The sequence below is a fragment of the Microbacterium sp. ZXX196 genome (assembly GCF_009709595.1).
Classification (GTDB): Bacteria; Actinomycetota; Actinomycetes; order Actinomycetales; family Microbacteriaceae; genus Microbacterium; species Microbacterium excoecariae.
In genome coordinates this window covers 26,475-39,613 of the sequence record NZ_WMEE01000017.1, presented here as the reverse complement: position 1 = coordinate 39,613, position 13,139 = coordinate 26,475, and the positions used below count along the sequence as shown (strand labels likewise).

The 13,139-nt window shown below is 74.6% G+C and carries 12 protein-coding genes, 1 pseudogene and 1 riboswitch; of the genes and pseudogenes, 4 read left to right on the top strand and 9 right to left on the bottom strand.

Annotated elements, in window-relative coordinates; genetic code table 11:
* Positions 1 to 348 (bottom strand): annotated as a pseudogene (locus GJQ66_RS11425) (oxidoreductase); the annotation flags it as partial.
* Positions 349 to 562: 214 nt separating this feature from the next.
* Here GJQ66_RS11425 and hemL point away from each other — a divergent pair.
* A complete protein-coding gene (hemL, locus tag GJQ66_RS11420; protein WP_155049484.1) occupies positions 563 to 1,879 on the top strand; it encodes a glutamate-1-semialdehyde 2,1-aminomutase in 1,317 nt (438 codons plus the stop codon).
* A 4-nt stretch (positions 1,880 to 1,883) separates the two neighbouring features.
* On the opposite strand, the gene GJQ66_RS15410 is transcribed toward hemL, so the two are convergent.
* Genes GJQ66_RS15410 through cofG form a run of 5 tightly spaced genes read right to left on the bottom strand, consistent with a single transcriptional unit; the run spans position 1,884 to position 7,867 of the window.
* Complete coding sequence (locus GJQ66_RS15410) at positions 1,884 to 2,390, bottom strand: methylated-DNA--[protein]-cysteine S-methyltransferase (RefSeq protein ID WP_368732921.1); 507 nt, start codon at positions 2,388 to 2,390, stop codon at positions 1,884 to 1,886.
* Entirely contained in the window at positions 2,387 to 3,001 is a 615-nt protein-coding gene (gene cofC, locus GJQ66_RS11410; RefSeq protein WP_155049483.1) for a 2-phospho-L-lactate guanylyltransferase, read from the bottom strand. Before cofC ends, GJQ66_RS15410 begins: the two co-directional genes overlap by 4 nt.
* Positions 3,001 to 4,011: a glucose-6-phosphate dehydrogenase (coenzyme-F420) gene (gene fgd, locus GJQ66_RS11405; protein WP_155049482.1), complete on the bottom strand. Its 1,011-nt coding sequence runs from the start codon at positions 4,009 to 4,011 to the stop codon at positions 3,001 to 3,003. Before fgd ends, cofC begins: the two co-directional genes overlap by 1 nt.
* A complete protein-coding gene (locus GJQ66_RS11400) occupies positions 4,008 to 5,516 on the bottom strand; it encodes a flavin-containing monooxygenase (protein ID WP_368732920.1) in 1,509 nt (502 codons plus the stop codon). Before GJQ66_RS11400 ends, fgd begins: the two co-directional genes overlap by 4 nt.
* A complete protein-coding gene (gene cofG, locus GJQ66_RS11395; protein WP_155049481.1) occupies positions 5,513 to 7,867 on the bottom strand; it encodes a 7,8-didemethyl-8-hydroxy-5-deazariboflavin synthase CofG in 2,355 nt (784 codons plus the stop codon). Before cofG ends, GJQ66_RS11400 begins: the two co-directional genes overlap by 4 nt.
* Before the next feature lie 108 nt (positions 7,868 to 7,975).
* Here cofG and GJQ66_RS11390 point away from each other — a divergent pair, with 108 nt between their 5' ends.
* Positions 7,976 to 8,362 carry a hypothetical protein gene (locus tag GJQ66_RS11390; RefSeq protein ID WP_155049480.1) on the top strand — a complete coding sequence of 129 codons (387 nt, stop codon included), beginning with the start codon at positions 7,976 to 7,978 and terminating at the stop codon, positions 8,360 to 8,362.
* A 116-nt stretch (positions 8,363 to 8,478) separates the two neighbouring features.
* Here the strand turns inward: GJQ66_RS11390 and GJQ66_RS11385 are convergent, their stop codons facing one another.
* Positions 8,479 to 10,275, bottom strand: coding sequence for an ABC transporter ATP-binding protein (locus GJQ66_RS11385; RefSeq protein ID WP_196215869.1), 1,797 nt, complete (start codon positions 10,273 to 10,275; stop codon positions 8,479 to 8,481).
* 90 nt (positions 10,276 to 10,365) lie between these two features.
* Here GJQ66_RS11385 and GJQ66_RS11380 point away from each other — a divergent pair, with 90 nt between their 5' ends.
* Together GJQ66_RS11380 and GJQ66_RS11375 are read left to right on the top strand one after the other, a co-directional pair.
* On the top strand, positions 10,366 to 11,451 hold the full coding sequence (locus GJQ66_RS11380; protein WP_368732919.1) for an enoyl-CoA hydratase/isomerase family protein: 1,086 nt from the start codon (positions 10,366 to 10,368) through the stop codon (positions 11,449 to 11,451).
* 97 nt (positions 11,452 to 11,548) lie between these two features.
* Positions 11,549 to 12,388 (top strand): TIGR03620 family F420-dependent LLM class oxidoreductase, encoded by an 840-nt coding sequence (locus tag GJQ66_RS11375; protein WP_155049478.1) that lies wholly within the window; start codon positions 11,549 to 11,551, stop codon positions 12,386 to 12,388.
* 4 nt (positions 12,389 to 12,392) lie between these two features.
* Here the strand turns inward: GJQ66_RS11375 and GJQ66_RS11370 are convergent, their stop codons facing one another.
* Together GJQ66_RS11370 and GJQ66_RS11365 are read right to left on the bottom strand one after the other, a co-directional pair.
* Positions 12,393 to 12,737 (bottom strand): multidrug efflux SMR transporter, encoded by a 345-nt coding sequence (locus GJQ66_RS11370; protein ID WP_368732918.1) that lies wholly within the window; start codon positions 12,735 to 12,737, stop codon positions 12,393 to 12,395.
* Between the two features lies 1 nt (position 12,738).
* Positions 12,739 to 13,053, bottom strand: coding sequence for a multidrug efflux SMR transporter (locus GJQ66_RS11365; RefSeq protein ID WP_155049477.1), 315 nt, complete (start codon positions 13,051 to 13,053; stop codon positions 12,739 to 12,741).
* Between the two features lie 15 nt (positions 13,054 to 13,068).
* A riboswitch (guanidine-III (ykkC-III) riboswitch) is annotated at positions 13,069 to 13,137 on the bottom strand.
* Positions 13,138 to 13,139 lie beyond the last annotated feature (2 nt).

Here is a 13,139-nt window from a genome sequence, read left to right as displayed (position 1 = left end):
CCGGGTGACGGCGGCCGCGACGGCGGCGGCGCCCGCGACCCCGACGATCGCGACGCCCGCGGGGCGCGCGCGGTACTGCAGGATCCCGGCGGCGGCCGCGGCGACGAGCACCGCCAGCCCGAGGCCGGCGAACAGCGCGACCTTGTCGTACGCGCCGAAGAGGGAGATCGCGAGCTCCTTCAGCGGGCGCGGGACCGTGTCGACGACGACGCCCCCGACCGCGACGAGCGGCCCGCCGCCCGGGCTCGCCACGAGGGCGAGCGCCTCGGCGGTCGCGAGGAATGCCGCCGCTGCGACGACCCCCGCCAGCGCGCTCCAGGGCCAGACCCGCTCAGTGTCCTGCGCCATGATCTCCCGCCTCCCGGGGCGCCGGTGTCCCCTCGCGCAGATATTCGTCGCGGCGCGCGGATCGGATGGGTCAGGCGGCGTCCGCCGTCGCCTCCCAGTGCCGGGGCGTCGCGGCGGCCGCGAGAAAATCCTCGACGCTCGCGTCGGTGGGCTGGGTCTTGTTCTCGGCCATGGGCTCATCCTCTCCCCACCGCGGCCGCGAGACAATGGAGGCATGACCGATCGCAACGACGAGCTCTTCAGCCATGCCCGCAGCGTCATCCCCGGCGGCGTGAACTCGCCCGTCCGGGCGTACGGATCCGTCGGCGGCACCCCGCGCTTCCTTGCCTCGGCGCGCGGCGCGTACGTCACGGACGCGGCGGGTCGCGAGTACGTCGACCTCGTCGCGAGCTGGGGCCCGGCCCTCCTCGGTCACGCCCACCCCGAGGTCGTCGCCGCGGTGCAGGAGGCGGCCGCCCGCGGGCTGTCCTTTGGCGCCCCGACGGAGGGCGAGGTTCGCCTCGCCGAGCTCATCGCCTCGCGCGTGCGCGCGGGCGGCCTCGCGCCCGTCGAGGAGGTGCGCCTCGTCTCGACCGGGACGGAGGCGACGATGACCGCGATCCGCCTCGCGCGCGGCGTCACGGGCCGCGACCTGCTCGTGAAGTTCGACGGCAACTACCACGGTCACTCGGACGGCCTCCTCGCGGCCGCCGGGTCCGGCGTCGCCACGCTCGCGCTGCCCGGGACCGCGGGGGTGCCCGCCGGCGTCGCGGCCGAGACGCTCGTCGTCCCCTACGGCGACCTGGACGCCGTGCGCGGCGTGTTCGCCGCGCACGGCGAGCGGATCGCCGCGATTATCGTCGAGGCCGCCCCCGCCAACATGGGCGTCGTCGAGCCGCCGGTGGGCTTCAACGCGGCCCTCGCGGACATCGCGCACGCCGCGGGCGCCCTGCTGATCGTCGACGAGGTGCTCACGGGCTTCCGCGTGCACCCCGCGGGCGAGTGGGGCCGCCAGGTCGAGGCGGGGCACGCCTACCTGCCCGACATCCTCACCTTCGGCAAGGTCGTCGGCGGCGGCATGCCGCTCGCGGCCCTCGGCGGGCGCCGCGACGTCATGGAACAGCTCGCCCCCACGGGTCCCGTGTACCAGGCGGGGACCCTCTCCGGGAACCCGCTGTCGGTCGCGGCGGGCATCGCGACGCTCGAGCGCGCGACGCCCGAGGTCTACGATCGGCTGAACGCCGCGGCGGATCGGGTGATCGCGGCGCTCACCGGCGCCCTCGCGGCGGAGGGGCTCGCCCACGCGATCCCCCGCGTCGGCACCCTGTTCGGCCTCGCCTTCCGTGACGCGGCCCCGCGCGACTACGACGAGGCCAAGGCGCAGGATCAGGCGCGGTTCACGCCGTTCTTCCACGCGATGCTCGACGCGGGCGTCCACCTGCCCCCGAGCATCTTCGAGGCGTGGTTCGTCACGACCGCGCACGACGACGCCGCGCTCGCGCGGATCGAGGAAGCGCTGCCGGGCGCCGCGCGGGCGGCCGCGCGCCGCTGAGCCGTCAGCGGGCGATTGCGCCCTCGAGCTCCAGCAGGAAGCGCTTGACGTCCTCGCGCCCCGCGTACTCGCCGACGGATCCGTCGGAGCGGATGACGCGGTGCGCGGGGACGACGAGCGTGATCGGGGTGAAGCGGCAGGCCGTGCCCACGGCGCGCGCCGCGCGCGGCCGGCCCGCGCGCGCGGCGATCTCGCCGTAGCTGGAGGTCTCGCCGTAGGGGATCTCGGCCACGAGGCGGAGCGCCTCGGCCGCGAAACCGGTCGACAGCGACCAGTCGATCTCCACGTCGAACGCCGTCCGCTCGCCAGCGAAGTACTCTTCGAGCTGCGCGGAGAGCCCCGCGACGTCGGCGTCCGCGGGCGCGAGGGATCCGCGCACCTCGCGGGCGACGGCGTCGACGACCCAGCCCGGATCCTCGGCCGTGCCGAGCGCGACGAGGCGGTCGCCGGCCGAGAAGACGGCCACGGCGGCGCCGATGGGCGTGGGCGTCGCGGTGTAGCGGTAGGTCACGCCGCGCGGGACGCCGCCAGGAGCGCGCGCGTGCGCGGCCCGAGGCCGAGCTCCTCCGCCGCGACGAGCTGATCGTAGGTGTCGACGTCGTGCCGGAGCGTCGAGGACGCGGGCACGTCGAGGAGCGCGTGGCCGGCCCCGGCGTGCTTCTCGGCGGATCCGGCCCCGAAGCGCGGCTCGAACGTCGCGGGCGTGCGCCAGGTGACGAGGGTCGTGCCGAGCGCCGCCTCGTCCGCGACGAAACCGCGCTCCACGTCGCCCGCGAGCTCCAGTGCGCGGTCGAGGTCCTCGGGCGTGAGCGCGGGGAGGTCCCCGAGGAGGGCGGCGCGGGAGTCGTTCTCGGCCCGCTCGAGCCCCAGGCGCACGGCGCCGTTGAGGTTCATCCCGGGATCCTCCAGCCACCGGGCACCCGGGAACTGGGCGACGCCCGCCTGCACGTCGTCGTCGCTCGTGACGACGACGACCTCGTCGACCCGCGTCGCGGCCGCGGCGGCCGCGATCGTGTCGAGCGCGATCGCGAGCGCGATGCGTGGCCGGTCGGCCCCCGGGAGCTCGAGGCGCGACTTGCCGGACGCCGTCGTCTTCACGGGGACGACGATCGACCACCCCATCACGCCACCCGCCCGCGCAGCTTCGGCAGCACCTCGCGCCCGTAGAGCTCCAGGAAGTCGGCCTGGTCGTGCCCCGGGTCGTGGAAGACGAGGTGGGTGAAGCCGAGGTCGAGGTACGCCTGGATCCGCGCGACGTGCTCGTCGGGGTCGTCCGAAACGATGAACCGGCTCGCGGCGCGCTCGATGGGCAGCTCCTCCGCGAGGCGCTGCATCTCCATGGGATCGTCGACGCCCATCTTCTCCTCCGGCGTCAGCGCGAGCGGCGCCCAGAAACGCGTGTTCTCCAGCGCGCGGTCGCGGTCGGAGCGGAAGGAGACCTTCACCTCGAGCATCCGGTCGACGTCGCCGCGGTCGCGCCCGGCCTTCTCGATGCCCTCGTCGAACGCGGGCAGGAGCTTGTCGGCGTACAGCTCGGGGGCCTTGCCGCTCGTCGTGATCCAGCCATCCGCGATCCGGCCCGCGAGCCGCGTCGCCGCCGGACCCGACGCGCCGATGTAGATCGGCACCTCCTGGTCCGGCCGGTCGTAGATCGTCGCGTTCGAGGTGCGGTAGTAGGTGCCCTCGTAGCTCACGCGCTCCTCGCGCCACAGCTCGCGGATGAGGAGGATGGCCTCCTTCATCCGCTGGAAGCGCTCCGGCGGATCCGGCCAGGCCTGCCCGAGCGTCACCTCGTTGAGCGCCTCGCCCGTCCCCACGCCGAGGATCATGCGGCCCGGGTACATCGCGCCCAGCGTGCCGAACGCCTGCGCGATGACGCCGGGGTGGTACCGGAACGTCGGCGTCAACACGGACGTTCCGAGGAGGACGCGCGAGGTCGCCTCCCCGACGGATCCGAGCCACGGCAGGGCGGCGGGCGCGTGCCCGCCCTCGTGCATCCACGGCTGCATGTGGTCGCTCAAGAAGACGGAGTCGAAGCCGTTCTCCTCGGCCCCGACGGCGAAGTCGAGGAGCTCTCGCGGGGCGAATTGTTCGGCGGAGGCCTTGTAGCCGAATCGGAAGGGCACGGTCATGAGGAGGTTCCTTCGTTCTGCAGGGCGGGCGACGCCTCGCGGCGGGCGCGGGACAGTCGCGCGCGGAAATCTGAGACGGAGCCGGGCCACAGAAGGGTCAGCCTCCCGCTCCGGTCGTCAACGTACCAGTTCGCGCACCCCCCGGTGAGCCAGGGGGTGAGCGCGGCGCGACGCGCGATATCCGCGGTCGCGGCGCGCTCCGCGGCGGCCGTCACGCGGACGGGGTCGGGAAACGCGAACGGCGCCGTGACGCGCTCGGCGATGAGCGCGGCGGCGGTCTCGGCCTGCGCCTCCGAGAGGAGGACGGACGAGTTGTGCCCGAGCGAGGCGTTCGGACCGTTGAGCACGTAGAGGTTCGGGAAGCCCGGCACGAGGGTGGACGCCACCGCCGTCATCCCCTCAGACCAGTGCGCGGCGAGGGTCTCGTCGCCCTCGCCCGTGACGAGGCCGGCGTAGGGCTGGCGCGTGGTCTCGAACCCCGTCGCGAGCACGATCATGTCGGCCTCGTAGCGGGCGCCGGAGGCGGCGACGAGCTCGCCGCCGCGCACCTCGGCGAGCGCGGAGGGCTCGAGGGCGACCGCGCCCGACGCGAGGGCGGGGTAGAAGTCGTCGCTGAGGAGCACCCGCTTGCAGCCGAAGGCGTAGTCGGGCGTGAGCGCGGCGCGGAGCGCGGGATCCGTGACCTGCCGGGCGAGGTGGGCGAGGGCGACGCCCCGCATGCGCGCCGATTCGACCGGATCCCCGGAGCGCGAGGCGAGCCGGGCCTCGCCCTGGGCGAAAAGCTCCTCGCGGTGCGCGGACAGGGCGGCCGGATCCGCGGCGAATCGGGCGCGGTCCGCGGCGTCGATGGGATGGTCGCCGCGGGGCACGATCCAGGCGGGGCTGCGCTGGAAGAGCGTCACCCGCGCGCCGAGGCGCGCCAGCTCCGGCACGAGCTGGATGGCGGACGCGCCCGTTCCGACGACCGCGACGCGGCGGCCGGCGACCCGCTCGCGCCCGGCCGCGTCGTGGTCCCAGCGCGCCGAGTGGAAGAGCACGCCGCCGAAGGTCGCAAGGCCGGGAATCTCGGGGATCCTCGGCTCGGTGAGGCGCCCGGCCGCGAGTACGAGGTGATCGGCGACGATGCGCCCCGGGCCCCGCCCCGTCGTCTCGACGGCCCAGTCGGATCCGCTCCACCTGGCCGCGGAGAGCGCGGTGTCGAGGAGGATGTGCGAGCCGAGGCCCTCGTCGGCGACGATCTTCTCGAGGTAGGCCTGGATCTCGTGGCCCGGGGCAAAGACGCGCGACCACGCGGGCGACGGGTGCGACGCGAGGCTGTAGAGATGCGAGGGCACGTCGCACGCGATCCCGGGGTAGGTGTTGTCGCGCCACGTCCCGCCCACGCGCCCCGCGCGCTCGACGATGACGAATGACTCGACGCCGGCCTCCCGGAGGGCGAGGGCTTGCGCGATGCCCGCGAACCCCGCGCCGACGATGACGGCGTCGACCCGCAGCGCGCCCGTCACGCCGGCACCTCGGCGCGGCGCGCGTCGCCGTAGGTCGTCGTGCGCACCCGCAGCGGGCGAAAGAGGGGCTTGACGAGAGCGCGCGCGGCCTCGACCGGCAGCTCCGCGCCCGCCTCGACCCCGCTCGCGGGACCCACCCGGCCGTCGCGCAGCGTGCCGCCGAGGTCGTCGCCGCCCGCGCGGAGGAGCGCGGGCACGGCCGCACGCCCGTGGCGCGGCCAGGGGATCTGGACGTGCGGGATCTTGCCCGTGAGCATCAGGCGCGCGACGGCGACCATGGCGCGGTCCTCGTCGGCGGCCGCGCGGCCGGGGACGAGCGGCCGGCCGCCTCCCGGCAGCGGGATCGGCACGAACTCGCGGAACCCGCCGGTATCGGCCTGGATCGCGAGGAGGTCGCGGAGGTGCGCGACGCGCTCGGCCGCGGTCTCGACGTGGCCGTAGAAGAGGACGGAGGTGGACGAGAAGCCGGCCCCGTGCGCCGCGCGGACGATCTCGCGCCAGCGGTCGATGCCCAGGTCCTCTGGCGCGACGAGCTCCCGCACCCGCTCGCTGAGGATCTTCACCCCCGTGCCCGGCACCGTGTCGACGCCGGCCGCGCGCATCGCCTCGAGCGCGCCCGCGACCCCGAGGCCCGTCCGGTCGGCGAGGTCGGCGATGTCGCGCGGGCGGAACGCGTGGAGGTGGATCTCCGGGGCTGCCTCGCGGATCGTCCGGGCGATGTCGAGGTAGGCGTGCGGATCCTCGCCCGGTGCGAGCGTCCCCTGCACGCAGATCTCGCTGAGGCCGAGGCTCCAGGCGTCGCGCGCCATGTCGGCGAGGCCCTCGAGGTCGTAGGCGCCGGGCTCGGCGCCGCCCCGCGCGCGAAAGAGCGACGACGAGATGTTCCGGTTGTCGACGATGCTGACGGCCTCGCCCACCGTGTATCGGCGCACGTCGTCCGCCGTGTCGACGAGCGCGTCGAGCTCGTCGCCCGTCGCGGTGAGGAGCCTCTCCCACTCCTCGTCGCCGAGGGATCCCGGATCCTGCGCGGCGCGCTCGATGACCGCGGCGATGAGGCCGCCGGGCGCGCTGAGCGTGGGGGACGCGGGTGGGCCGGCGTGCCGGATCGGATCGCCGGGCGCCGCCCCGACCGGCACGGCGCCCTCGCGCGCCAGGCCCGTGTCAGGGTCGCGGAGCGCGTCGACCGGACCGCGGAGCGCGGGCGAGATCCACTCGGGCCCGAGGAACTCGGGGTGCGCCGTCAGGCGCTCGCGCAGCGTGAAGCCGAGCTCGGTCGTGCGCGCGGCGAGGTCGTCGAGGTGCGGCCACGGCCGCTCGGGGTTGACGTGGTCGGCCGTCAGCGGGGACACCCCGCCGAAGTCGTCTGCGCCCGCCCGCGCCAGCAGCTCGAGCTCGACGGTGTCCTGCAGGTTCGGCGGGACCTGCACGCGCATGGCCGGCCCGAACACGAGGCGCGTGACCGCGACCGCGGCGGCGTACTCGATCAGCTGCGCGTCGGGCGCGTGCTGCATCGCCGTGCGCGGCTTCGCGCGGAAGTTCTGCACGATGATCTCCTGCAGGTGCCCGTGCCGCTCGTGCGCGTCGCGTAGCGCGACCATCGACTCCGCGCGGTCCGCGATCGTCTCGCCGATGCCCACGAGGATCCCGGTCGTGAAGGGGATCCGTGCCCGCCCGGCATCCTCCAGGAGCTGCAGGCGCACCGCCGGATCCTTGTCGGGGGATCCGTAGTGCACCTCGCCGCGGTTCTCGAACAGCGCGCGCGAGGTGGTCTCGAGCATGACGCCCATGGACGGCGCGACGTCGCGCAGGCGGGCGAGCTCCTCCGGGCGCATGACGCCGGGGTTGAGGTGGGGCAGCAGGCCCGTCTCGTCGAGGATGAGCCGGGCCATGGCGCCGACGTAGTCGAGCGTCGAGGCGTACCCGTGGCCGTCGAGCCAGGCGCGGGCCTCGTCCCAGCGCGCCTCGGGTCGGTCGCCGAGGGTGAGCAGTGCCTCCTTGCAGCCGAGCGCCTGGCCCTGGCGCGCGACCGAGAGGACCTGCGCGGCGCTCATATACGGCGGCTTGTGGGCGGCGAGGAGCTGGCCCGGGGTGTCGACGAAGACGCAGTAGTGGCAGCGGTCGCGGCACAGGGTCGTGAGCGGGATGAACACCTTGCGGGAGTAGGTGATGATCCCGGGGCGCCCCGCGCGCCGGAGGCCCTCGTCGCGGGCGCGGGACGCGAGGTTCAGGACGCGATCGAACGCGGGCCCGGTCGCGCCGAGGAGCGCCTCGGCGTCCGCCGCGTCGAGGCGCTCGCCGCGCTCCGCGCGCGCCAGAGCCCGGTCGAGGGGGGAGGGGGAGGTCACGCTCATCACCGCCCAGTTTCCCACCGCCCGGGGGCACCGGGCGCGCGAAGAGGGGTCTGCGCGGGGTCCGGATGGCCTCCGCGCCGAGAGCCGCGCGGGTGCAATGATGGGGGCATGGTCAGCTTGCTCGTCGATTCCGAGCTCCTCGAGGTGCAGCTCGCCCCGCTGGAGCGCCGTCTCGCACTCCGCAAGGATCCGCTCCGGATCCCGCGGGTCGCGATCGGCCGCGTGCAGCTGACGGACGATCCGTTCACCTGGATCCGCGGCGTGCGCGCCCCGGGCACCCACGTTCCGAACCGTCTGGCATACGGGACGTGGAAGTCGGTGTTCGGCGACGACTTTCTCGCCGTGCGGCCCGGTCGGCCGGGCGTCGTGCTCGACCTCGCCGACGGCGAGGAGTTCCAGCGCGTGGTGCTGTCGACGAGGCACGGCCTCGCGCTCGCCCGCGCGTTGCAGGGCGACGAGGAGCGCGAGGCCGGCGAGGTCACCGAACTGACGTAATCGCGATCACCGACACGGCGTTGACTCGTCGGCCGGCGTCACGTCTCGCTCGCGACGCACCTCGTCGTGCGCGAGACGACGCCGCCGCCGCGGGCCTGACCCGGGCGGCGCCGTCGTCAGGAGGCCTCGGGGTCGCGCGTCGCGGCGGACCCGAACGCGGCCCCGGGGAAGCCGCGGGGCGCCGGGGACTCGGCGCCGGGGCCGTCGTCCTCCGCGTTGTCGGCGTCCTCGGCGAACATCGCGCGCAGCTGCGACGACCACTCGTCGACGTCGGCGTCGGTGTCTGCCGCCGTCCCGAAGGGGACGCCCGTGATGAGCGCGCCGGCCTCGTCCGCGGGGCGCGGCTCCGTCGCCTCGCGGTCCGCGGCCTCGTCGGCGTCTTCTGCGGCGCCCGCCACCTCGTCCTCGCTCGGCGCGTCGTCCCAGGGGGCGCCGTCGCCGGATTCGGCGACGGCGGCCTCGTCGGCGTCGATCGGGGCGTCCTCCGCGGCGTCCGCCGGCTCCGCGTCGTCGTCGGACTCCGTGGTGTCCTCGGACTCCGCGGAGTCCGCCTCGGCCGCGGTCTTGTCGCCCGCGTTATCGTCCGCGTCGGTCCCCGCGGGCTCCGTGTCGTCCGTGGCCTCGTCCGCGGCGGCGGGGGTCGCGGCGGCGTCCACGGCGTCGGCGTCCTCGGGCACATCCGCGTCGTCCGTCACGTCGGTGGCCTCGTCCGTGGCCTCGTCGGTCACATCGGCCACGTCGGCCTCGTCCTCGTCGTCGTCGTCCGCGTGCAGCGCGCTCGCGAGGCCCGCGAGCGCCGCGGATCCGGGCAGGGCGCGGTCGTGCGCCTCGATGTCGGCCTGCGACGGGTCGCCGCTCAGGAGCTCGTCGAAGCTGGGGGGTGCCTCGGCCTCGGCGGGCTCGTCGTCGCCGGCGGCGGGCTCCTCGGCGGGGCCCTCATCACCGGCGGGCGCGTCGTCCGCGAGCGCTGCGAGCGGGGCGGGCTCGAGCGCCGCGGTGCGCGCCGGGGCCTGCCATGTGCCCTCGATGATCTGCAGGTAGATGTCCTCGAGCGTCGGCCCGCGGTGGGTGAGCGTCGTCAGGGCGATGCCCTCGCGCGCCGCGAGCGCGCCGATCTGCGACGCGGTCGCGCCGTCGACGGCGATGCCCGACCGGAGCACGCGGTGGCCCAGCCCGGCCGACGCGAGTAGCGCGCCCAGCGCGTCGCGATCCGCGGAGTCGACCGTCACGGTGCCGCCCTCCGCCTCGCTGAGCAGCTCGATGGGGCCCTCGAACAGGAGCTGGCCTTCGTTGAGCACAAGCAGCGCGTCGGCCACCTGCTCGACCTCGCTGAGCAGGTGCGAGGACATGAGGACGGTGCGCCCCTCGTCGGCGAAGCGGCGCATGAGGAGGCGGATCCATCGAATCCCCTCGGGGTCCAGCCCGTTGGCCGGCTCGTCGAACACGAGGACGCCGGGGTCGCCGAGGAGCGCCTCGGCGACGACCAGACGGTGCTTCATGCCGAGCGACAGCGAGTCGATGCGCACGTCGCCCATGTCGGCGAGCCCCACGATCGTGAGGACCTCGGAGACGCGGCCCGTGCTCACGCCGACCTGCTTGGCCGCGCGCGCGAGGTACTTCGCCGCGGTCTTGCGGCGGAAGCGGTCGAGGGACCGCGTCGACAGCACGGATCCGATCGCGGCGGCGGGCCGCACGATCTGCGAATAGGGGCGCCCGCCGATGGTCGCGGATCCGCGGGTGGGGCGCAGCTGGCCCAGGAGGATGCGGAGCGTCGTCGTCTTGCCCGCCCCGTTCGGGCCGAGGAAAGCCGTCACGAGGCCCGGCTCGACGCGCGCCGTGAGGCTCGCCACCGCCGGGACATCCCCGAACACCATCGACACATCGGAGAATTCCAGCACCTTGCCGTCGCTCACGCGCACCTCCCTCATTCGTTGTGCGTTTCCCCTATCTTTGCCGATAACGCCTGGGAGGTGTGGGATCTGACCGCCGGTAACGTGTCCGGGGTGAGTGCACCCGAGGCCGACCCCCGCATCCGAGTTCGCGTTCGCGACGGCGTGGGGCGTATCACCCTGGATCGCCCTGAGGCGATCAACGCCGTAGATCTGTCGATGCTCACGACCGTGATGGCCGCGCTCGACGCCTGGCGCGAGGATCCGGAGGTCGATCTCGTCGTCTTCGACGGGGTGGGCGAGCGGGGGTTCTCGGCCGGCGGCGACGTGCGCGCGCTGTACGCCGGGATCGGTGCGGGCGAGGTCCGCGACGCGGAGGAGTTCTTCCGCACGGAGTACCGCATGAACGCCGTGATCGCCGAGTACCCGAAGCCCGTGGTCGCCTTCGCCGACGGGATCACGATGGGCGGCGGGATCGGCATGGCCGGGCACGCGCACGTCCGCATCGTCACGGAGACCTCGCGCCTCGCGATGCCCGAGACGCGGATCGGCTTCACCCCCGACGCCGGCGGATCCTGGCTCCTCGCCCGCGCGCCGGGGCGCATCGGCGAGTACCTCGCCCTCACGAGCGACGCGATGGACGCCGCCGACGCGATCTTCGCCGGGTTCGCCGACCACCTCGTGCCGCGGGCCGACCTCCCGGCCGTTCTGCACGCGCTCGAGACGCGGGCGGATCCCGCCACGCCCACGGAGCTCGTCCTGCTGTTCGACGAGACCCCCGAGGAAAGCGGCCTCGCCGCCGCCCGCGCGTGGATCGACGACGCGTTCTCGCGCGACACCCTGCCGGAAATCCTCGAGCGGTTGCGCGAGCTCGCGGCCGACCCGCGATGGGCGGCCGACGTGCGCTCGCCCGCCACCGCGCTCGCCGCCCTCGAAGAGCGCCCGCCGACCGCGCTCGCCGTCACGCTCGCCGCGATCCGGTCCGCGCGCGCCCTCCCCGGGCTGAGGGCCGCGCTCGAGCAGGAGTTCCGCCTCATCGGCTGGTTCGCGACGACGCAGCCCGACATGCTCGAGGGGATCCGCGCGCAGATGGTCGACAAGGACCGCCGCCCGCGGTGGCACCCCGCGACGCTCGCCGAGCTTCCCACCGACATCGTGGGCGAGGCCTTCTCCCACGAGAACCCCCGCCCCCTGTTCTAACGCCCGCGCCCGACGCGCGAAATGCGTCGCGAGATGACATACGCCCGCTACCGGGCGATCACATGCCGTGCCTAGGGTGGGCACGGGAGGCGATCGGATGGCGCGGGTAGAGGACTTCGGCACGTACGGCGTGTGGCTGTGGGAGAGCGCGTGGACGCCGGGCGTCGCGGCCGTGGCCGAGCGCCTCGGCTACACGACGCTGTGGATCGGCGGATCCCCGGATGCGGAGCTCGCGAGCGTCGAGGCGGTGCTCAACGAGACCGAGCGCGTCGTCGTCGCCACGGGCATCGTCAACATCTGGCAGGCGGATCCCGTCGAGGTCGCGGCGTCCTACCTGCGCATCACCGACCAGCACCCGGGCCGGTTCGTCGTCGGCATCGGCTCGGGGCACCGCGAGGCCACCCCCGAGCGCGTCCGTCCGCTCGCGGCGCTCGGGCGGTACCTCGACGTGTTCGACGCGGAGGGCGTGCCGCCCGAGCAGCGCCTGCTCGCGGCGCTCGGCGACAAGACGCTCGCGCTCGCCGCGGAGCGCACACTCGGGGCCCACCCGTACCTCACGACGCCCGCGCACACGGCGCACGCGAAAAAGATCGTGGGCGAGCGGCTGCTCGCGCCCGAGCTGAAGGTGTCGCTCGCGGCCACGCCGGACGAGGCCCGCGCCACGGCCCGCGCCTTCCTCGACCGATACCTGCGGCTCGAGAACTACGTCGGCGCGCTGAAGCGGTTCGGCGCGAGCGAGGCGGACGTCTCGGACGGCGGATCCGACGCTCTCATCGATCTCGTGGCGGCGAACCCGACGGCCGCGGCCGCGGCGGCGGGCATCGGCCGCCATCTCGCGGCGGGCGCCACCCACGTCGGCGTGCAGCCGCTCGGCGCCGACATCCTCGGGTCGCTCGAGCGCGTCGCCGACGCCGTCGGGCTGACCGACGGCGCATAGGGCGTCAGTCGTCGCGACTCGGGGCGGGTGTGTCGTCGGGGAGGAGCTTCAGCCCGACGACCGCGCCGACGATCCCGGCGATGAAGAGGAGCTTCGGCGCCGACACGGCCTCGGCGCCGGCCGCCATGGCGTAGGCGACGGTGAGCGTCGCGCCGACGCCCACCCAGACCGGGTAGGCCGTGGCGATCGGGATGCGCTTCGCCGCGACGCCGAGCCCGACCATGCTCGCGGTGAGGGCGACGAGGAACACGCCGGTCGGGAGCGGCCGCGTCAGCCCGTCCGACAGGCCGAGCGCGGTCGCCCACACCGCCTCGAAGACGGCGCTGACGAGGAGAATTACCCATGCCACGTCAGCTCACCGCCTTCAGGCCGACGATCGAGCTCACGAGCAGCGCGAGCAGCAGGATCCGCGCGGCCGTGGCGCGCTCCCCACGCGTGAGGAGCGCCCACGCGACCGTGAGCGTGGCGCCGACCCCGACCCACACGGCGTAGGCCGTGCCCGTGTCGAGGCCCGTCATCGCCCAAGCGAGCCCGGCCATGCTCCCCACCAGCGACGCCGTGAACAGCACGGCCGGCTTCCAGCGGCGGAATCCGCGCGACGCGGCCAGCGCCGAGGCCCAGACGGCCTCCAGCATGCCCGACGCGATCAGTACGACCCATTCCATGACGAGGGTCACCCCTTCGCGGCCGTCTTGTCGCTGTGCGGGTACGGCTCCCTCGTCCGCGGATCCGCGTGATCCGGATCCGCGGA

Coding starts and splice junctions, on each gene's coding strand:
- hemL (WP_155049484.1), top strand. CDS start 563: ATGACCGATCGCAACGACGAGCTCTTCAGCCATGCCCGCAGCGTCATC.
- cofC (WP_155049483.1), bottom strand. CDS start 3,001: ATGGGGTGGTCGATCGTCGTCCCCGTGAAGACGACGGCGTCCGGCAAG.
- fgd (WP_155049482.1), bottom strand. CDS start 4,011: ATGACCGTGCCCTTCCGATTCGGCTACAAGGCCTCCGCCGAACAATTC.
- cofG (WP_155049481.1), bottom strand. CDS start 7,867: ATGAGCGTGACCTCCCCCTCCCCCCTCGACCGGGCTCTGGCGCGCGCG.
- GJQ66_RS11390 (WP_155049480.1), top strand. CDS start 7,976: ATGGTCAGCTTGCTCGTCGATTCCGAGCTCCTCGAGGTGCAGCTCGCC.
- GJQ66_RS11375 (WP_155049478.1), top strand. CDS start 11,549: ATGGCGCGGGTAGAGGACTTCGGCACGTACGGCGTGTGGCTGTGGGAG.
- GJQ66_RS11365 (WP_155049477.1), bottom strand. CDS start 13,053: ATGGAATGGGTCGTACTGATCGCGTCGGGCATGCTGGAGGCCGTCTGG.